Raw genomic sequence first — 18,542 nt, 5'->3', positions numbered from 1 at the left:
TTATTTACTCCCACCGCCCTATATGCGAGCCATGACATCGAAGCTTGCCGTCGTCGGTGCCGGCGCGGCGGGCGCCGCGGCGGCGTACGTGCTGCGGGACACCCCTGTCGACGTGACAGTCTTCGAGAAGAGCCGGGGGGTCTGTGGCCGCGCGGCCACCCGCCGGAAGGACGAGTGTACCTACGAGTACGGCGCGAACTACCTGAAGGCCGACGACGACCGTGTCACCGAGCTTGTCACCCAGACGCTCCCGACCGAGGGGCTCGTCGACATCGACGACCCCGTCTACGCCTTCGAGCGCGACGGCGACATCGGCGAGGGCCGTGACGGCGACGAGCACAAGTGGACCTACGAGGCCGGCATCACGCAGCTGGCGAAACGGCTGTTCGCCGAGACCGACGCGACAGTCCACAACGGCGTCCGTGTCGAGACGCTCGACCGCGAGGCCGACGGCTGGCGCGTCCACGCCGCCGACGGGACCGACCACGGCCGGTACGACGGTCTCCTGCTCACGCCGCCGGCGCCACAGACCGCCGACCTGCTGGGCGAGGCCGCGTGGGACCACGACGACTGTCGGGACCTCCGCCAGACCGTCGCGTCGGTCCCCTACCGGACCGTCGTCTCCGGGATGCTCCACTACCCATTCGAACTCGACGTGCCGTGGTACGCCGCCGTCAACACCGACAAGGCCCACGATATCGGCTGGCTCGCCCGCGAGGAGTGCAAGGCGGGCCACGTCCCGGACGGCGAGTCGCTACTGTTGGTCCAGATGAACGAGGGCTGGTCGGTGGCCAACTACGACGCCCACCCCGACCGGCTGCTGTCGGAGATAGCCCAGCGGACGGCCCACCTGCTGGACGACGACCGGCTGACAGAGCCCGACTGGACGGACCACCAGCACTGGCGCTACGCCCAGCCCGAGGAGACGGTCGACCGGGGGGCGCTTGCCCACGCGGCCGACCACGACCTCTACTTCGCCGGCGACTGGGTGGCCGAGGAGCCCCGGCTCCACGCCGCCGTCCGGAACGGGCTGGAGGTCGGCCAGACAGTCGCCGAGCAGCTCTGAGTCGGCAGTATCAGTCGTCCCCGTCCGGGCTCGCCAGCAGCTCCTCCTCGTACGCCGCGACCGCCTCGACGACGGCGTCGGCGTCCTCGTCGGGCACGTCGAACTCCTCGAGGCTCCGGTACAGCAGTTCGACGGCCCGCTCGATGTGTTCCGGGGTGAACGGGACGTCGATGTGGGCCTCGCGCACCGGCGTGGCGTCGTACGTCTCGGGGCCGCCGGCCGCCTCACAGAGGAAGTCAGTCTGTGTCCGCCGCAGCTCCGACACGTCCGCGCCCTCGAAGAACGGCCCCAGCGAGTCGTCGGCCACCAGCCTGTCGTAGAAGTCGTCCACGACCGCGCGGATGCCGTCGTGACCGCCGAGCCGCTCGTACAGCGTGTCCTGCGCCATGTCGGAGGTTCTCTTCTTCTTCCCTAAAAAGTATCTACTCGAACGGGCCGTCTGTGCCGTCCCGATAGGCATTTGGGCGGCCGACGACAGCCATCGACATGGACCACAAGCGGGAGCTGACGAGCGTCGACCTCGCCGCCTTAGAGGCCGAGCTCGCCGAGTACACCGGTGCGAAACTCGACAAGGCCTACCTGTACGCCGAGGACGACCTCGTTCGCCTGAAGCTGCGGGACTTCGACCGCGGCCGCGTCGAGTTCATCATCGAGCTCGGCGACGTGAAAGGCGCCTACGTCGCCTCGGCGGATCACGTTCCGGACGCCCCGGGCCGCCCGCCCGACTTCGCGATGATGCTCCGGAACCGCCTCTCGGGGGCGGACCTCGTGCGGGTCGAGCAGTTCGAGTTCGACCGCATCCTCGAGTTGGAGTTCTCCCGCGGGGACGGTTCGACGACGGTCGTCGCGGAGCTGTTTGGCGACGGCAACCTCGCGGTGCTGGACGGCCACGGGGAGGTCATCGACTGCCTCGAAACCGTCCGCCTGAAATCACGGACCGTGGCGCCGGGGGCGCCCTACGAGTTCCCCTCCGCCCGGTTCAACCCGCTGACCGTGGACTACGACGGCTTTGTCGCCCAAATCCGGGAGTCCGACGCCGACCTCGTCCGCACCCTGGCGACGCAGCTGAACTTCGGCGGGCTCTACGGCGAGGAGCTGTGTACGCGGGCCGGCATCGGCTACCACGAGGCCGTCGAGGACCTCACCGACGACCAGCTCGAACGGCTCTACGAGGTGGTCTCGGAGTTTGCGACCACGCTTCGGGAGGGAACACTGGACCCGCGGGTCTACTACGAGGAATTGGACGGCGAGACCGACGAAGACGGCGAGCCCGAGCGCCGCCGCGTCGACGCGACCCCGGTCGCACTGGAGGAGTACGAACACCGCTACAGCGAGCGCTTCGAGACGTTCAACGACGCCCTGGACGACTACTTCTATAACTTCCAGCGCGAGGAGGAGGTCGAAGGCGGGGAGACCACACGGCCCGACTTCGAGAGCGAGATCTCGAAGTACGAACACATCATCCGCCAGCAACAGGAGGCCATCGACGACTTCGAGGCCGACGCACAGGCCGAACGCGAGAAAGCCGAGCTGCTGTACGCTCGCTACGACCTCGTCGACGACGTGCTCTCTACCGTCCAGAGCGCCCGCAGCGAGGACGTCCCGTGGGACGACATCGAGGCCACATTCCGCGAAGGCGCGGAGCAGGGTATCCCGGCCGCGGAGGCCGTGGCCGGCGTCGACGGCAGCGAGGGCACTGTCACCCTCGACATCGACGGAACCAGTATCACCGTCGACGCCGACACCGGCGTCGAGAAGAACGCCGACGAGCTGTACAAGGAGGCAAAGCGAATCGAGGGCAAGAAGGAGGGCGCCCAGGCGGCCATTGAGGACACCCGCGAGGACCTCGAAGCGGTCAAGCAGCGCCGCGAGGAGTGGGAAGCAGACGACGGGGACGACCCCGACGACGAGGACGAAGCCGACGATGCATCCACCGACTGGCTCGCCGAGCCGTCGATTCCCGTCCGCCACAACGAGCAGTGGTACGAGCAGTTCCGCTGGTTTCGCACCTCCGACGGCTATCTCGTCATCGGCGGCCGCGACGCCGACGACAACGAACAGCTCGTCCAGAAGTACCTGGAGGGGGGTGACAAGTTCTTCCACGCGCAGGCCCACGGCGGGCCGGTCACCGTGCTCAAGGCCACCGGGCCGAGCGAGTCGTCGCGGGAGGTCGACTTCCCGCAGTCGTCGCTCGACCAGGCTGCCCAGTTTGCCGTCTCCTACAGCTCCGTCTGGAAGGACGGAAAGTTCGCCGGCGACGTGTACATGGTCGACCCGGACCAGGTCTCGAAGACCCCCGAGAGCGGGGAGTACCTAGAGAAAGGCGGCTTCGCGGTCAGAGGTGACCGGACGTACTTCGAGGACACCCCCGTCGGTGTCGCCGTCGGTATCACCTGCGAGGACCGGACGCAGGTCGTCGGCGGACCGCCGGCGGCCATCCGGGGCGACGTTGCGACCAGCATCGAGGTCGAGCCCGGACAGTACGCCCAGAACGACATCGCAAAGCGGCTCTACCGTGAGTTCAAGGACCGGTTCACCGACGAGTCGTTCGTCCGCAAGGTCGCAAGTCCCGACCTGATTCAGGAGTTCCTGCCCCCGGGCGGGAGCCGGATGGTCGAGGAGTAGCACCGCTCACGCGGAGCTATATACTTGCCCGACGTAGTTTCGGTAGATACGAGACGGAGAGCCGTGCGGATCGGGCGACTCCCCGCCGTATGTCGGGAGCACAACGATGTTTCAAGAAGCACTGAACTATCCACGGAACAGCGACAGCGCGGTGAAGACCATAGTCATCGGCGGCCTCTTGCTCGTCCTGAGTTTCCTCTTCGTCCCGGTGTTTGCGGTACTGGGATACGTCGTCCGGAGCCTCCGGGGTGTCCTGGCCGGTGTCGAGGAACCCCCGGCGTTCGACGACTGGGGTGACCTGCTGACCGACGGGGCGAAGGCGTTTGCCATCGGGCTGGCGTACTCGCTCGTCCCGGCGGTCATCGCCGTCGTCGCGGTCGTCGCTACCGGCGCGACGCTCGGGGTTACTGGGCCCGGGCGGGGAGCGGGACTCGCTGTCGGACTCGTCGCGCTCGTGGCCGCACTGCTCGTGGTCGTCGTCGCGGTGCTGGCGGCGTACGTCATCCCCGCGGCCGTCGTGGCCTGGGTCCGCGCGGACAGCCTCGGAGCGGCGTTCTCGCCGGCCGAACTGCGCGTCTACGCCTTCAGCAGGACCTACGCGACCGGCTGGCTCGTTGCCGTCGGTATCAGCCTGCTTGGCAGTATCGCCGTCGGCGCGCTGAACGCCGTCCTCATCGGCGCGCTGCTTGCCCCCTTTGTCACGTTCTACGCGAACGTCGCGGGCGCCCACGCCATCGGCTCGGCCGTCCGGGAGATGCCCGCTGTCGAGGACGGGACCGAGGCCCCCGTGAGCCGGCCAGCGGCGTGAGTCCGTCTCGGCGCTCGCGGCCGTCGGAGTCCTTATCAACACTTATGTGTTTCATTCGAAAAGACCCGCTCGTCATACCCGCTGAACCGAACGGCCGCGTACGACGGGGTGTCAACACTGAGCCATGTTCGAGGACGCAATCGAGTATCCGTGGCGGGGCGAACAGCGCGTAGAGACAGTCGTTATCGGCGGCGTGTTGACCCTGCTCGGGATACTCCTCGTTCCGATACTGTTTGTCAACGGCTACCACGTCAGGGTTATCAGACAGGTGTGCGCCGGAGAGAGCGAGGCACCGCCGGTCTTCGACGACTGGGGCGCCCTCCTCGTCGACGGGCTGGTCGCCCTGCTGATCGGGTTCGCCTACCTCCTCGTCCCGGTCGTGTTCTATCTCGTGTCGTGGTTCGCGTTCTTCATCCCGTTTCTGGGGGGTAGTCTCGGCGGCAGCGCCGGCGACGTGTTCGCCGTACTCGGCGTCATCGCGGTGCTTGCGTTCATGCTGGTCGCGTTCCTGGTCGGGCTCGCCGCCGTCTATCTCCTCCCGGCCGCAGTCGCCGCCTACGCGGTGACCGGTGAGATCGGTTCGGCCTTCTCGCCGTCGACGATACGCTCCGTTGGCGGCAACAAGGCCTACCTGACGGGTGTTGTGGTCGCTGTCGCCATCAACTTCCTCGCCCAGCTCGCGGGCAACGTGGTCGTGTTCACCATCATCGGAATCGTCCTGATACCGTTTATCACCTTCTACGGGAACGTCGCCAGCGCGTACGCCATCGGGGCCGGCGTGGCCGACACGCCGCTGGGTGCCGACGAGCCTGAGTCCGCCACGAGCCAGCCGACGTACTGAGGACCCGTTGCGGGGCTGACGAGTCCCGCGAGAGCGGACGTGTCCTCCGGACGGCGGCCACCGATCCGAATAGCAGGGCACTTGTGACCGGCCGGCGCAGTTCGGGTATGCAGATACAGAGCCGGCAGGCCACCGGCGAGGGTCGAGAGCGCGTCGAGGTGGTCCCCGAGACGCTCGACGACCTCTGGCACCTCTCCTATGTCATCGAGCCCGGCGACCACGTCTCCGGCGACACCACCCGCCGCATCCAGCGCAACGACGACAACCTCCGGGACAAGGGCGGGGAACGGGAGCCGATGTGGCTGAAAATCGAGGTCTCGGACGTGGAGTTCGCGAAGTTCGCAAACCGCCTGCGCGTCGGCGGGGAGATAATCGACTGCTCCCGGGAGGACCAGATCGACTTTCACCACACGCTCAACGTCGAGGAACACACCGAACTCACCATCGAGAAGCGCTGGAAGCCCGATCAGAACGACCGGCTGGAGGAGGCCGTCGAGTCCACCGAGAACCCCGACGTGGCCATCGCCACCGTCGAGGAGGGCGAGGCCCACGTCCACACCGTCGCCCAGTACGGAACCGAGGAGCGTGCGACCATCACGTCCACGACGGGGAAAGGCGACTACGCCCGGCCCCGCGACGAGCTGTTCTCCGAACTCGCGGACGTGCTCAAGCGCCAGGACGTCGACGCCTACATCCTCGCCGGCCCCGGCTTCACCAAGCAGGACGCCTTAGACTACTTCGAGGACGCGATTCCGGAGATCGCCGAGCAGATAACTACGGTCGACACCGCGGCCGTCGGCGACCGCGGCGTCCACGAGGTGTTGAAACGGGGCGCCGTCGAGGACGTCCAGCAGCGGACCCGCATCGCCGAGGAGGCCGACCACATCGACGAGCTGATGGCCCGCATCGGCGAGGGCAGCGAGGTCGCCTACGGGCCCGAGGAAGTCGCCAAAGCCGCCGACTTCGGCGCCATCGAGACCCTGCTCGTGCTCGACGAGCGGCTCCGGAAGGAGCGGGCCGGCGAGGGCGACTGGGACATCGACGCCGACGACATCATCGAGACGACCGAGCAGAAGGGCGGCGACGTGACGGTCTTCTCCGCGGAGTTCGCGCCGGGCGAGCAACTCGCGAATCTCGGCGGTATCGCGGCCCTCCTTCGCTACCGGCTCGAATGACACCGGCGATCCTGTTCCCGGCAGCCTGCCGGGTCCGGGGCGGGTCGCTACGGTGGGTTGACCGCCGCCGGAAGTATCGATCAGGGTACTCTTTGGTGTGCCATTTTTATACTGGTACCGACTAAACATACGCAACTCCGGAGCCACGAGAAAATGTCATTCGAAGAACAGCAGGACTTCGCGAGGCAGGTCGCGGACCTCAACAAGTACGGGCAGGCACTCAACCGGTGCGAGTCCGTCGAGGAGGTCGTCTCGCTGACACTCGAAGCGATGTCACTGCTGTTCCAGTTTTCTTACTCCACGTTTATCGAGGTTCGCGACGGCGAGCTCGAAGTGGTCCACAGCACGAACCCGCGCCTGACCCAGGGCGGCACACCCGGACCCGTGGCCCGGGAGGCCCTCGAAACCGGCGAGACCGTCGTCACCACCGGGGCCGAAGCCGGTCTGGACGGCGACTCGGACGTGACCGCGACGCTCGCGGTGCCGGCACAGGTCGGCGGCGAGGTGACCGCTATCCTGGTCACCCGTTCGACCTCCGTCGACACGTTCGGCGACGAGTACAGCCGCCCGCTGGAGATTCTGGCCTCCCACGCGGCGACGGCCATCAGCAACATCCGCTCGCGCGAGCGACTAGAACGGGCCCGTCAGGACCTCGAGACGCGAAAGGAGATGATAGAGATGTACGACCGCCTCCTGCGTCACGACCTGGGCAACGACCTCCAGATCATCGCAGGTTTCGCCGACGCCGTCGCGAACGAGGTCGAGGGCCAGACCGCCGAATACGTGGCCAAGATACAGCGGGCCGCCGAGAGCTCCGCCGACCTCATCGAGCGGGTCGGCAACCTCGTGAGCACATTAGAGGAGCAAAAAGAGCCCGAGCCGCGCGACCTCCGGACGATTCTGGAGGACACCGTCACCGAGGTCTGTGCGAACTTTCCGGAGCTGACCGTCGATTTCGACCCCGAGACGGCCGACTACCGCGTCTACAGCGGCGACCTGCTCGACTCCGTGTTCACGAACCTCGTCTCGAACGCAGCCGTCCACAACGACGGCCCAGTCCACATGGATATCTCGGTGGCGGAGACGGGCAGTGACACCATCGTCGTCACGTTCGCGGACGACGGCACTGGCGTCCCCGAGGAGATCCGCTCCGAGATATTCGAGATGGGTGCGAAAGGACCCGAAAGCTCGGGGACTGGCTTCGGGCTGGGCTTTGTCCGCGCGCTCACGGAATCCTACGGCGGCGACGTCACGGTGGGCGACAGCGAGCTTGGGGGCGCGGCGTTCCGCGTGACCCTCCAGCGGGCCTGACGAGACGCGGCGTCGGTCTCAGACCTCCTCGACCGTCATCGAGAGCCCGTCCTCGGCAAAGCGCACGTCGCCTTCGTAGGCCTCGCCAAGCGACGCCAGCATCTCCTCGTGGTGGCCCTCGGTGTGTGGGTACAGGTGGTTCAGATAGACACGGCCCAGGTCGGCGTCGGCCTCGTCGAGTGCGGCCCCGAGGCTCGTCGGTGTCGGGTGGTTCGAGACGTCGACGTCGTCGGGGAACGAGCAGTCGTGGACGAAGACGGCCGCGCCGTCGGCAAAGGCGGCGAGTTCGGGGAACGCCTCCGAGTCGCCGCTGAACGCGACCGTCGGCCCGCCGGCCGACGGCGTCAGGCGATAGGCGAAACACTGCATCGAGTGGCGGGTCTCGGTCCGCTCGCCGTCGAAGCCCGCCAGCGAGAACGCCGGTTCCTCGATGTCGACCAGCCGGAGGTCCATGCGGTCTTGCATGTACTCGTGGACGGCAAGCAAGTCGGTGACGAGGTCGGCGGTCCCGGGCGGCCCGGCGATCGCCAGCTCGGTCTCGCCGGCCAGCCAGCGTGCCTTCAACAGCACGTCGATGTCCGAGACGTGGTCGAGGTGATGATGGGTCAGCAAGACGGCATCGACGCCCTCATAGCCCGTGTCAGTCCGTGCGAGCGCGTCGAGCACGCCGCTGCCACAGTCGACCAACAGGGCGCTCCCGTCGGTTTCGAGCAGCGCTCCGGACTGTGCGCGTCTTCCGGTGGGCATCGCACTGCCGGTCCCGAGAAAGGTAAGTCGCATATGCCGCCGTTGTGGGGGGAGGGCCAAAGGGGTTGGTGCGCCAGCGGGGTGTCGCGGGGCGGCCGTCGTCGGCGCGGTGACACGTGGGCAGGCGTGTCAGGCGACGGCCTGGATATGGCTACCGCCGGGTCGATAAAAAGTCCATCCGAGGCTCAAAACCGCGTTTGAGCTATCTGGCGTAGGCCCACGTCATCCCGACGACGCCGATGACGAGGAGCCCGCCGAGGAAGAACGCGACGCCCGGTTCGAGGTCGACCCCGCCGCCGCTTGCGACGGTCGTGGCCGTCTCGGTCGCCTCCTGGGCCATCTCGACGGGCGTCGACGGCTCGGGCGTCGGCGTCTCGGGCGCTCGTTCCGTGGCCTCCATGATACCGATGCCGCCGTCATCTTGCGGTGTCGGGGTCGGAGTCGGTTCGGGCGTGGGGGTTGGTTCCGGCGTGCCTGACGTCCCGTTCGTGCCGGCGCTACCACCGGTACCGGAGCCGCTCTCGAGCGATCCGAGCAGTCCCGGTATCGTCCCGAAGACCGCCTGTACCATCACACTGGCCGCCGTGAGCACCCCGACGGCGGGGACGAGCCGCTCGACCAGCGAGCGCAGCGTGCGCTTTCTGTCGGGCGTTCCGACGAAGACGACGAGCGGGTCCTCGGGCGGTTCGTACACCGTCATCTCCTGGCCTTTCTCGGAGTACTGGGTGCCGGCGACGGCGATGAGCTCCTCCTCGTCCAGTTTCTCCAGGTGGTAGGAGACCTTCTGGATGGACATATCGAGGCGGTCGGCCAGTTCGGAGGGCGTTCCGGGGTCTTCGTACACCGCGTTGAGGATGTCACGGGCCGTCTCCGAGGAGAGCGCATCGAGGACGGACGCGACATCTTCGTCGACCCCGACGATCTGTACCTCACCGTCCTGTGAGCTGCTTGCGTCGGGGCCGCGGGAGGGCAGCAGGGACATATCGCACCCAGGGACGGCCAGCGTAATGAATCTCGTGGAGACTGGCTCGGTTCTCCTCACCGTCTCGCCCGGCGTGTGGACGCGGGCGGCGGTGCGGAGCCGAGGCGTAGCCCGGCAACCAGTCAGCGCCACTTACTGGCCCTGAAACGGTCGGTATCGACGTCGCCGCGGCGCCCAACGCGTCGCCGTGCGGAACCCACTTGTCCGTTCGGGCCAACGTCTATCCAGACGATGGACCCGCGCGAGCGACTCGCCGCCACCGATCCCGCCTTCGATGCGGCGTCGGTCACTATCGACGACGCGGACGTACTCGACCGGCTCGAACCGGTGGTCTCGCAGTGGTGGGTCGAGGAGTTCGGCGAGTTTGTCCCCGGAAACGGCGGCTTCTTCACGCCGCCACAGAAGGAGGCGATTCCGCTCATCCACGAGGGGCAAAACGCGCTGGTCTGTGCGCCGACCGGCTCCGGGAAGACACTCGCCTCCTTTACCGCCATCATCAACGAGCTGTTCCGTAAGGCCCGCGAGGACAGCCTCGACAACAGCGTCTACTGCCTCTATGTCTCGCCGCTGAAGTCACTGGCAAACGACATCCACCGCAATCTGACTGTCCCCCTCGACGGCGTCACCGAGAAGCTAGACGACCGTGGCGAGGACGTCGAGATCCGCCACGCCATCCGCCACGGCGACACCACAAGCGCCGACCGGCAGAAGATGCTGGAGACGACGCCACACATTCTCAACACGACGCCGGAGACGCTGGCGATACTGCTGAACTCCCCGAAGTTCCGGGAGAAGCTTGAAACGGTGGAGTACGTCGTCGTCGACGAGATACACAGCCTGGCGGAGAACAAGCGGGGGACACACCTCTCGGTGTCCCTGGAGCGCCTGGAAGCCATGGCCGAGGGGTCGCCCACGCGAATCGGCTGCTCGGCGACGGTCGAGCCCCTGGAGACGGTCGCCGAGTTCCTGGTCGGCCGCGAGGAACCCGGGGGCGAACCGCGACCGTACGAACTCGTCGACACCCGCTTTGTCCGGGACCTCGACGTCGAACTGTCCTGTCCGACAGACGACCTCATCGACACGCCCAGCAGCGTCGTCACCGACCGCTTCTACCGCCAACTGCACGACCACGTTCAGGACCACACGAACACGCTCATCTTCACCAACACGCGGTCGGGCGCCGAGCGCGTCCTCCAGAACCTCCGGGAGCGCTACGACGACTACGACGAGGGCAACTCGGGCTGTCACCACGGCTCGCTCTCGAAAGACAGGCGCCACGAGATAGAGGCGAAACTGAAAGCGGGCGAGCTGGACGTGGTGACGACCTCGACGAGCCTTGAGCTCGGTATCGACATGCCGTACATCGACCTCGTCGTCCAGGTCGGCTCCCCCAAATCCGTTGCCGCCCTGCTCCAGCGCGTGGGGCGGGCCGGCCATCAGCTCGGCGAGACCGTCGAGGGACGGGTCATCGCCTTGGACCGCGACGAACTCGTCGAGTGTGCGGTGATGCTCGGCAAGGCCACCGACGGCTTCGTCGACCGCGTGTTCATCCCCGAGAACGCCCAGGACGTGGCGACCCAGCACGTCTACGGAATGGCCATCAATCGGGTCCGGCCCGAGTCCGAGGTCCGGGGCATCCTCGAACGGGCCTACCCCTACCGGAACTACACGGACGAGCAGTGGGAGCAGCTGTGTCGCTATCTCACCGCCGACTACCCGGGGATGGAAGAGAAGAACGTCTACGCGAAGATATGGCGCGACACCAACGACCCCCCCAACGGCGAGTACCACTACGACGAGTACGACGTGGACGAGCCCCTCGTCGGCAAGCGCGGGCGGCTGGCCCGGGTCATCTACATGACCAACATCGGGACCATCCCGGACTCCTTTACCTGTGACGTCATCACGCGAAGCGGCGACGAGTGGGTGGGACAGCTCGACGAGTCGTATCTGGATACGCTGGAGAAAGGCGACGTGTTCGTGCTTGGCGGCTCGAACTTCGAGTACCGCTACCGGCGCGGGTCGAAGGTGTACGTCGACCCCACGGCGGCCCGGCCCACCGTCCCCTCGTGGTACTCCGAGCGGCTGCCGCTCTCCTATGACCTCGGACGCGAGATACTGGCGTTCCAGCGCGAGTTGCTCGACAGGCTCGCCGCCGGCGGCCTCTCGGAGGTCCGCAACTGGCTGCGGGACTTCCCGCTTGACGAGAACTCCGTCCGCGCTATCGCCCGGATGTTCCGTGAGCAGGTGGCCTACGCGGGCGCCGGGTCGGTCGCGACGGACGGCCGGCTGGTCATCGAGGAGGCGATGGACCACGACGAGTACGAACGACACTACTACGTCCACTCAAACTACGGCCGGCGGTTCAACGACGGCTTCTCCCGCCTGCTGGCCTACCGGGTCGCACAGGCCGCAAGCGCAAACGTCCAGGTCGCCGTCGCCGACAACGGCTTTACCCTCTCGATGCCGCTCAACCGGAAGGTCGACATCGAACGCATCGTCCGGGACATCGACCCCGGCGACGTTCGCGGGGACCTCCGGGCGGCCCTCGACGGGACCGACCTCCTCCAGCGGTACTTCCGCATCAACGCGACCCGCTCGCTGATGATACTCAAACGGTACAAGGGCTACGAGAAGTCGGCCAGCGAGCAGCAGGTCTCGGCGGAGATGCTGCTTGGCTTCGCCGAGGAGCTGGGTGATTTCGCCGTCGTCGAGGAGACCTACCGCGAGATTTTGCAGGACAAGCTCAACGTCGGCGCCGTCGAGGACGTGCTGACCGACATTGAGCGAGGGGCGCTCGACGTGACGACGGTTCGCGTCGATTCGCCATCGCCGCGGGCGTTCGGGCTGGCGACGCTGGCCGCGAGCGACGTGGTGCTCGCCGAGGACGAGTCCGCGGTGCTTGCGGAGTTTCACCGCCGGGTGATGGACGAGATCGAGGGCGAAAGCGCCGTGACCGCAAACGAGTATAAGACTAATCAGGGTTGACCCCCAACAGATAGGGGATGGCACACCATACACACGGTCAGGATTCCGAGCCACCCGAGGCGGGCCACGTTCACGAGTGGGTAGACGAAAACGTCGACGCGCGCGACGACTGGGCGCGACGGCGCCGCAAGGACATCCCGAACGACAAGCAACTGTTCGTCCTCGCCTGTATGGACGAGCGGATACCGGTCGAAGAGGTTCTCGGCCTCGAACTCGGTGACGCACACATCTTCCGAAACGCCGGCGGGAAGGTCACTGACGACGTCATCCGCTCGGCGGCGCTGACGTTGCAGTTTTTCGACACCGCCGAGATAATCGTCGTCAACCACACCGACTGCGGCATGATGAGCGCCGCCGACGAGGACATCGTCGGGGGGCTGGAAGCTGCGGCCGGCGGTGATCTCGACGACGTCGACCTCGACCCGGCGCTTCCGGAGCTGAACATCGGCGACGCCTCTATCGCCGAGTGGGTCCGCATGACCGACGACATCGACGAGGCCTGTGCGGCACAGGTGTCCTATCTGGAGAACCACCCGCTGATTCCGGACGTGCCGGTCACCGGCTACGTCTACGAGGTCGAGAGCGGTCACCTGCGCCGACCCGGCGAGCACGTCGGCGAAGAGATAAGCGAGCGAGTGTAACGCGGCCCGGGCTCTCTGTGCCGGCGGCGGAGCGTACGATTAATCCGGCTCTCGGCCCACTGGCCGGTATGGAGTCGCTGCACCCGCGAGTCAGGTTGCTGTGGACCGGGCGAACCGCTCTCAGTGGCCTGGTTCTCGTCGCTCTGGCCGTCGCTGCTGATCGGTTGTTCGTTCCGGTCCCGATGGAGTTCGTCGTGGCCGGCTGGGTCGTACTCGCCGCCCTGGGCGCCGTACACGCCGTCCTGGCCCAGCGCATCTGGCGGTTCGAGCTACAGGACGACGCGCTCTTTCTCGTCCGCGGGGTAGTGACGCGAACCGACACCTCCGTCCCCTACGTCAGAGTCCAGCACGTCGACACCACCCGCGGCCCCGTCGAACGAACCGCCGGGCTCGCCAGCGTGGTCGTGTACACCGCCGGCTCGCGCGGGGCCGACATCACGATACCGGGGCTGCGACCCGAGCGGGCGACCGAACTGCGCGAACGGCTGCGCGACCTCGCCGGCGAGAGCGAGGCGACGGACGCGGTATGAAACGGCTTCACCCGCTCAGTGGCGCGGTGAGCGTCGGTCGCGGGCTGTTACAGGGCGCGTTCTTCGGGGTCATCGCCGGCACGACGCTCACTGGGGTCCTCGGCCTGCCCGCCGCGGCGGCCCCGCTGTTGATTCCGGCGCTGGCGCTGGTCCTCGGCGGCTTCGCGCTGGCGCGGTACTACCGCTTCACCTACGAGATAGAGGGTGACACGCTACGGGTCGAGTCGGGCGTCGTCGCCCGCCAGTCCCGGGAGATACCGCTGGGACGCATCCAGAACGTCGACGCCAGACAGGGCGTGCTGAACCGGCTGCTGGGGCTCTCGGTGGTGGCCTTCGAGACCGCCGGCGGGGCCGCCACCGAGGCGACGCTGGACGCCGTCAACCAGGCGGAGGCCGACCGACTCCGCCGCCTCGTCCAGCGCCACGGCGAGACGGCGACGGAGCCAGCACGGGCCGCCGAGACGGATACCGACGGCGAGTCGACCGAATCCAGCGATACAGCACCGGACGAGGGGGCTCAGCCGGCGGCCGCCGAGCCGGGGGCTCGCACCGAGGAGCTGTTCCAGTTCACGCTCCGGGACCTCCTCACCTTCGCCGTCGTCTCCGTCCGTCCGGCCGCGCCGGTCCTCCTGCTTGTCGGGCTCCCGCTCGGCATCGACATCCTGACCCGCGTCCTCCGCTTCAATTTGGGGCTGGTTGGCGGCGGGTCCTCGCTCTCGCTGGCCGTTCTGGAGGCCTTCGGTCCGCCCCGGCTGGTCGCGCTGGCGGTCCTCGTCGGCCTGCAGTTCCTCGTGGCCGCGCTCGTCCTGAGCGTCGCGTTGACCGTCGTCGAGTACTACGACTTCCGGCTCGTCCGCGAGGGCGACGACCTGCGCTACGAGCGCGGACTGTTGCGCCGGTACAGCGGGACTATCCCGCTGTCGAAGGTCCAGACCGTCTCTATCCGCGAGAACGCCCTGATGCGTCGCTTCGGGTTAGCCACGCTCGCGGTCGAGACTGCGGGCTACAGCGGCGGGACCCAGGAGTCGGGACAGGGCGTCGCCATCCCGATGGCCCCGCGGTCGGTGGTGTACAAGCTGGCCGGCGACATCGAGCCATTCGGCGAACTCGACTTCGAGCGGTCGCCGACGCGCGCCCGCCGTCGCTACGCCGCCCGCTTCGCTATCGTCGCCGGCGTCGTGGCGGCCGTCGGCTACGCCGTCGACACGTTCCTGCTGGAGAGTGGCTTCTGGTGGCTGTTGCTCGGCCTGTTCGTGCTGGTACCGCCCGCGGCCCACCTCCGGTGGCGACACCGCGGCGTCGCGCTGGACGACGACGTGCTGGCGACGCGGACCGGGTTCTGGCGCCAGACCACCCGAATCGTTCCGTACTACCGCGTCCAGACGGTGTTCGTCGGTCGCTCGCCGTTCCAGCGCCGGCGCGACCTCGCGACGGTCACCGCCGACACGGCCTCGACGAGCAGCATCCTCGGCGGGTCGGCCAGGGTCTATGACGTAGACGACGAGCGGGCCGCACAGCTCCGTGACACGCTCCGGGCGCGGCTCTACACCGACCTGCTCGCGAGAAAGGCCGACCGCGACGGGTGACCGGCTACCGCGCCCACTCGACCATCCGCCCGTAGACGGGGTCGGTCCCGAGCGCGTCGGCGTCACCGACGAGGACGAGCGCCTTCTTCGCCCGGGTCAGTGCGACGTTGATGCGGCGGTAGTCCTCGAAGATGGGGCCCTCCAAGGCACCGGTCGCGACGAAGGAGACGACGATGACCTCCTTGCTCGACCCCTGGAACCGGTCGACCGTGTCGACCGCTACGTCGGGCAGTCGCCGGTTCAGCTCCGCCACCTGCGCGCGGAACGGCGCGATGACGCCGATGTCGTCGGCGGGGACGCCCGCCTCGCGGTAGGCCGCGACCACCTCGGCCACGGCGTCGGCCTCCGCGGGGTTCGTGTTGCCCGTCTGGGTCCCGCCGGGGTCGACGAAGGCCACGCCGTCCCGAAGGTGGGCCGGCAACGCGTCCATCGATACCCCGTCGAGGTCGTCGATGCGCTGGGCGGCCACCTCGCCGGTCGCCGGCCGCAACTGCCCGTCGTAGAACTCCCGCGAGGCGAAAGCCTGGATGCGCTGGGCCATCCGGTACTGGCGGTCCAACATCACACCCGCGTCCGGGAACTCCTCGATGAGCCGCTCGAACAGCGACGTGGTGAGGGTCTCGTCGTTGCTCTGGACCACCGGCGGGAGCTGCTGGTGGTCGCCCACGAGGACGAACCGGTCGGAAAGCGTCGTCGCCGCCAGCGTCCCGGGTTCGGTCAGCTGGCCGGCCTCGTCGACGACGGCGGCGTCGAAAGATTGTGACTGCATGGCGGTCCCGCCACAGGTCGCCGTCGTGGCCGCCACGACCTGCGCGTTCTGCAGGGTCCCGGCACACGTCTCGGGGTCGCCCGACTGCTCCAGGCGGTATTTCTGCATGTCTTCCCGGACGCCGCTTTCGGTGCCGACGCGGACGATGTCGGTAAAGCCCTGGTCTTCCAGCGCCTCGATGGCGTTGTCGACGGCGCGGTTGGTAAAGGCGGAGAGGAGGACCCTGTCGCCCTGCTCGACTAGGGCCCGGACCATCCGCGCCAGCGTGTAGGTCTTGCCCGTCCCGGGCGGGCCATGAACCAGCGCGAAGTCCTCGGCGCCGACGGCAAGCTGGCAGGCCTCGTTCTGGGCCTCGTTGTTGTCGATGAACGTCTTCTGGACGTCTCGCGGGTCGGTCTGCTCACGGCTGTCGCCGTTCGCATCCGAGGCGGTCCCCGCCTCGCTCTCCCCGCTCGACCCTTCCGTGGCGCTTCGCGCCACGCTAAACTCAGGTTCACGCCTGCCGAACAGCACGTCCTTGCGCTCGGGCGGCTGGGTGAGCAGGGCGTCGTGGAGCGCGTTCTGCAGCCGGTCGGTGGTTATCTCGGAGGGGTAGACATCGAGCCGGCGCAACTCGATGGGTTCGTCCGTCGTGACGACGATTTCGCCGTCAGCCAGCCGCTGGACCCGTCCGAGCTCGGCGTCACCGTTGACGGGGTCACCGTCGCTGGCCATCACGTAGTCGCCCTCGCGTATCTTCGAGACGGCGCCGGTGCCCGTCGCCCGCAGCTCCCAGCGGCCGCCGTCGAGTTCCGTCCGGCCGATGGGTTCCAGGTTCACCAGTGCCCGGTCGTCGTCGGCTCGCTCTCCGGGGGACTGCTCCCAGAGCTTGGCGTACTCCCGGTGGACCGCGCGCCGTTCGGCCTCGATGGCGTCGTAGAACCGCTCGAAGTACTCGCGTTCCTCCTCGGGAATGGCGACGCCCACCTGTCCGGCCTTGGACTCCTGGTCCAGGCGGCCGGAGACAGCCATGCAGGTGTCCTGCTCGAAGCAGTACTCACACTTGGCCCCGGCCTCGTACCCCGTCGGCACCCCGGTGTCGTGTTCCATCGCCGCGATGGCGTTGCGGGTCCGGACGACGTACTTCAGCAGACCGGCGCCGATCGAGAACTCCTTCGCCGGCGAGAGGTCGCCGCTCTCCTCGTTCCGGTCGACGGCGGCGTTCTTGGTATACAGGAGCGTCCCGGTGTCGGGCGCCGCGTCGATTGGCGTCTGGCTGGCCCCGCCGTCGCCGGCCATCACCGCGCTCGCGTCCAGTGACTTGGCCGCACGCTCGCCCAGCATCAGGGCGTAGGCCGTCGCCTGAATCTTGTCCTGGAAGCGCGGCTCGCGTTTCGTGTTCTTCCCGGTCTTCAGCTCGACCGGCATCCCGCGGCGGACGGCGTCGGCCCGCCCTTTCATCCCGTAACGCTCGGAGATGAGCGTCATCTCGGAGCGCCACTCGTCAGTCTCGGTGAGCGTTCCCTGATTCAGCCACCCCTCGATGGCTTTGGCGTGGTCGCGGGCGTCCCCGGCCACCTCCTCGGCGGTTCGACCCAGCAGGCCGATGTCAAGCCCCGCCTCGCGGACCTGGTCGTCGATGGCCGTCTCCACGTCACGGCCCCGCAGGAGGTCGCCAAACACCTCGTGGACGACAGTCCCCTTCACGAGCGGGTAGGCCAGCTCCGCGCCGTCGAGCTTTCGCAGGTAGTACATCCGGGGGCACTGCACCCACGCCCGGATGTCGGTCACGTCGACGAGGAAGTCGGGTTCGACGACGACGGTCGCGTCGCCGCCGACGGAGTACTGCGTCTCCCCCCGGTACTGGCGCTCGTCGGCCTCGTAGACGGCCAGTTCCATCCCGGCGTCGAGATAGTCGGCCGTCTCGGTCCACTTCCCCCACAGCGTCACCGTCGTCGGCTCGCCGGCGCCGCGGTCGGGCCGCACGGTGACCTCACACAGTTCGCTCTCGCCGTGCTGTGTATCGACGGTTTTGGGCTTCTCTACGTCGACGACGACACCGCGCAGTTGCACGGCCATAGCAACGACTGGGGCCCGAAAAACGCTGTCGGTCAGCGGGCTACTCGCCCTCGTGGGCGTACTCCCGCAGTGTCTCCATCGATACGTCCTCTAACACGTCCTCGCTCGTGGCCGCCAACACCACCGGCGGCGCCGCGTCGGCCTCGTGGGCCTCTATCCAGCGCGGGACACAGACACACCAGCGGTCGCCCGGGTCGAGGCCGGGAAAGTCCAGCTCGGGCCGGGGCGTGACGAGGTCGTTGCCCTGTGCCTTGCTGTACTGGAGGAACTCGTCGGTCATCACCGCACAGATTTCGTGGCGGCCGGGGTCCCGCTGGAGCGGGTAGCAGTAGCCGTCGCGCATGAATCCCGTCGTCGGGTCGGTCGAACAGGCGGCGAGTTCCCCGCCGAGGACGTTGGCTTCGCTCTCCATACA

General features: G+C 67.7%; 15 protein-coding genes. 10 read left to right on the top strand and 5 right to left on the bottom strand.

What is annotated here, in order from left to right; genetic code table 11:
- Positions 1-31: 31 nt before the first annotated feature.
- Positions 32-1,066, top strand: coding sequence for an NAD(P)/FAD-dependent oxidoreductase (locus VJ162_RS03840; RefSeq protein ID WP_324662485.1), 1,035 nt, complete (start codon positions 32-34; stop codon positions 1,064-1,066).
- 10 nt (positions 1,067-1,076) lie between these two features.
- Here VJ162_RS03840 and VJ162_RS03835 read toward each other — a convergent pair whose 3' ends face one another.
- The gene (locus tag VJ162_RS03835) at positions 1,077-1,454 is read right to left on the bottom strand and encodes a truncated hemoglobin (protein ID WP_324662484.1); all 378 of its coding nucleotides are present in this window, start codon (positions 1,452-1,454) and stop codon (positions 1,077-1,079) included.
- A 98-nt stretch (positions 1,455-1,552) separates the two neighbouring features.
- On the opposite strand from VJ162_RS03835, the gene rqcH reads away from it, so the two are divergent.
- The 5 genes from rqcH (at position 1,553) to VJ162_RS03810 (ending at position 7,826) form a co-directional block, all read left to right on the top strand.
- Positions 1,553-3,691: a ribosome rescue protein RqcH gene (gene rqcH, locus VJ162_RS03830; RefSeq protein ID WP_324662482.1), complete on the top strand. Its 2,139-nt coding sequence runs from the start codon at positions 1,553-1,555 to the stop codon at positions 3,689-3,691.
- Between the two features lie 106 nt (positions 3,692-3,797).
- On the top strand, positions 3,798-4,499 hold the full coding sequence (locus tag VJ162_RS03825; protein ID WP_324662481.1) for a DUF4013 domain-containing protein: 702 nt from the start codon (positions 3,798-3,800) through the stop codon (positions 4,497-4,499).
- Between the two features lie 124 nt (positions 4,500-4,623).
- Positions 4,624-5,340, top strand: coding sequence for a DUF4013 domain-containing protein (locus VJ162_RS03820; protein ID WP_324662480.1), 717 nt, complete (start codon positions 4,624-4,626; stop codon positions 5,338-5,340).
- A 107-nt stretch (positions 5,341-5,447) separates the two neighbouring features.
- The gene (locus VJ162_RS03815; protein ID WP_324662479.1) at positions 5,448-6,515 is read left to right on the top strand and encodes an mRNA surveillance protein pelota; all 1,068 of its coding nucleotides are present in this window, start codon (positions 5,448-5,450) and stop codon (positions 6,513-6,515) included.
- A 153-nt stretch (positions 6,516-6,668) separates the two neighbouring features.
- A complete protein-coding gene (locus VJ162_RS03810; RefSeq protein WP_324662478.1) occupies positions 6,669-7,826 on the top strand; it encodes a sensor histidine kinase in 1,158 nt (385 codons plus the stop codon).
- An 18-nt stretch (positions 7,827-7,844) separates the two neighbouring features.
- On the opposite strand, the gene VJ162_RS03805 is transcribed toward VJ162_RS03810, so the two are convergent.
- Together VJ162_RS03805 and VJ162_RS03800 are read right to left on the bottom strand one after the other, a co-directional pair.
- Complete coding sequence (locus tag VJ162_RS03805; protein ID WP_324662477.1) at positions 7,845-8,606, bottom strand: MBL fold metallo-hydrolase; 762 nt, start codon at positions 8,604-8,606, stop codon at positions 7,845-7,847.
- Positions 8,607-8,775: 169 nt separating this feature from the next.
- Positions 8,776-9,555: an ArsR/SmtB family transcription factor gene (locus VJ162_RS03800; RefSeq protein ID WP_324662476.1), complete on the bottom strand. Its 780-nt coding sequence runs from the start codon at positions 9,553-9,555 to the stop codon at positions 8,776-8,778.
- Between the two features lie 231 nt (positions 9,556-9,786).
- Here VJ162_RS03800 and VJ162_RS03795 point away from each other — a divergent pair, with 231 nt between their 5' ends.
- From VJ162_RS03795 to VJ162_RS03780, 4 genes are all read left to right on the top strand, one after another.
- Positions 9,787-12,543 carry an ATP-dependent helicase gene (locus VJ162_RS03795; protein ID WP_324662475.1) on the top strand — a complete coding sequence of 919 codons (2,757 nt, stop codon included), beginning with the start codon at positions 9,787-9,789 and terminating at the stop codon, positions 12,541-12,543.
- Positions 12,544-12,560: 17 nt separating this feature from the next.
- Positions 12,561-13,184, top strand: coding sequence for a beta-class carbonic anhydrase (locus VJ162_RS03790; RefSeq protein ID WP_324662474.1), 624 nt, complete (start codon positions 12,561-12,563; stop codon positions 13,182-13,184).
- A 68-nt stretch (positions 13,185-13,252) separates the two neighbouring features.
- The gene (locus VJ162_RS03785; protein ID WP_324662473.1) at positions 13,253-13,714 is read left to right on the top strand and encodes a PH domain-containing protein; all 462 of its coding nucleotides are present in this window, start codon (positions 13,253-13,255) and stop codon (positions 13,712-13,714) included.
- On the top strand, positions 13,711-15,300 hold the full coding sequence (locus VJ162_RS03780) for a PH domain-containing protein (protein ID WP_324662471.1): 1,590 nt from the start codon (positions 13,711-13,713) through the stop codon (positions 15,298-15,300). Before VJ162_RS03785 ends, VJ162_RS03780 begins: the two co-directional genes overlap by 4 nt.
- A gap of 4 nt (positions 15,301-15,304) precedes the next feature.
- On the opposite strand, the gene VJ162_RS03775 is transcribed toward VJ162_RS03780, so the two are convergent.
- Both VJ162_RS03775 and VJ162_RS03770 read right to left on the bottom strand, forming a co-directional pair.
- Positions 15,305-18,121, bottom strand: a complete 2,817-nt coding sequence (locus VJ162_RS03775; protein ID WP_407066822.1) for an AAA domain-containing protein — start codon at positions 18,119-18,121, stop codon at positions 15,305-15,307.
- A gap of 46 nt (positions 18,122-18,167) precedes the next feature.
- Complete coding sequence (locus tag VJ162_RS03770; RefSeq protein WP_324662469.1) at positions 18,168-18,539, bottom strand: DUF2237 family protein; 372 nt, start codon at positions 18,537-18,539, stop codon at positions 18,168-18,170.
- Between the last annotated feature and the right edge of the window lie 3 nt (positions 18,540-18,542).

The organism is Haloarcula sediminis (genome assembly GCF_035656455.1).
Lineage (GTDB): Archaea > Halobacteriota > Halobacteria > Halobacteriales > Haloarculaceae > Haloarcula > Haloarcula sediminis.
Note: the sequence above shows the minus strand (reverse complement) of the source record. Positions and strands in the feature narration are given on the sequence as shown.

What these genes read in the sequence shown, in the direction of transcription:
- VJ162_RS03840 (WP_324662485.1), top strand. Translation starts at nt 32, where the DNA reads ATGACATCGAAGCTTGCCGTCGTCGGTGCCGGCGCGGCGGGCGCCGCG.
- VJ162_RS03835 (WP_324662484.1), bottom strand. Translation starts at nt 1,454, where the DNA reads ATGGCGCAGGACACGCTGTACGAGCGGCTCGGCGGTCACGACGGCATC.
- rqcH (WP_324662482.1), top strand. Translation starts at nt 1,553, where the DNA reads ATGGACCACAAGCGGGAGCTGACGAGCGTCGACCTCGCCGCCTTAGAG.
- VJ162_RS03825 (WP_324662481.1), top strand. Translation starts at nt 3,798, where the DNA reads ATGTTTCAAGAAGCACTGAACTATCCACGGAACAGCGACAGCGCGGTG.
- VJ162_RS03820 (WP_324662480.1), top strand. Translation starts at nt 4,624, where the DNA reads ATGTTCGAGGACGCAATCGAGTATCCGTGGCGGGGCGAACAGCGCGTA.
- VJ162_RS03815 (WP_324662479.1), top strand. Translation starts at nt 5,448, where the DNA reads ATGCAGATACAGAGCCGGCAGGCCACCGGCGAGGGTCGAGAGCGCGTC.
- VJ162_RS03810 (WP_324662478.1), top strand. Translation starts at nt 6,669, where the DNA reads ATGTCATTCGAAGAACAGCAGGACTTCGCGAGGCAGGTCGCGGACCTC.
- VJ162_RS03805 (WP_324662477.1), bottom strand. Translation starts at nt 8,606, where the DNA reads ATGCGACTTACCTTTCTCGGGACCGGCAGTGCGATGCCCACCGGAAGA.
- VJ162_RS03800 (WP_324662476.1), bottom strand. Translation starts at nt 9,555, where the DNA reads ATGTCCCTGCTGCCCTCCCGCGGCCCCGACGCAAGCAGCTCACAGGAC.
- VJ162_RS03795 (WP_324662475.1), top strand. Translation starts at nt 9,787, where the DNA reads ATGGACCCGCGCGAGCGACTCGCCGCCACCGATCCCGCCTTCGATGCG.
- VJ162_RS03790 (WP_324662474.1), top strand. Translation starts at nt 12,561, where the DNA reads ATGGCACACCATACACACGGTCAGGATTCCGAGCCACCCGAGGCGGGC.
- VJ162_RS03785 (WP_324662473.1), top strand. Translation starts at nt 13,253, where the DNA reads ATGGAGTCGCTGCACCCGCGAGTCAGGTTGCTGTGGACCGGGCGAACC.
- VJ162_RS03780 (WP_324662471.1), top strand. Translation starts at nt 13,711, where the DNA reads ATGAAACGGCTTCACCCGCTCAGTGGCGCGGTGAGCGTCGGTCGCGGG.
- VJ162_RS03770 (WP_324662469.1), bottom strand. Translation starts at nt 18,539, where the DNA reads ATGGAGAGCGAAGCCAACGTCCTCGGCGGGGAACTCGCCGCCTGTTCG.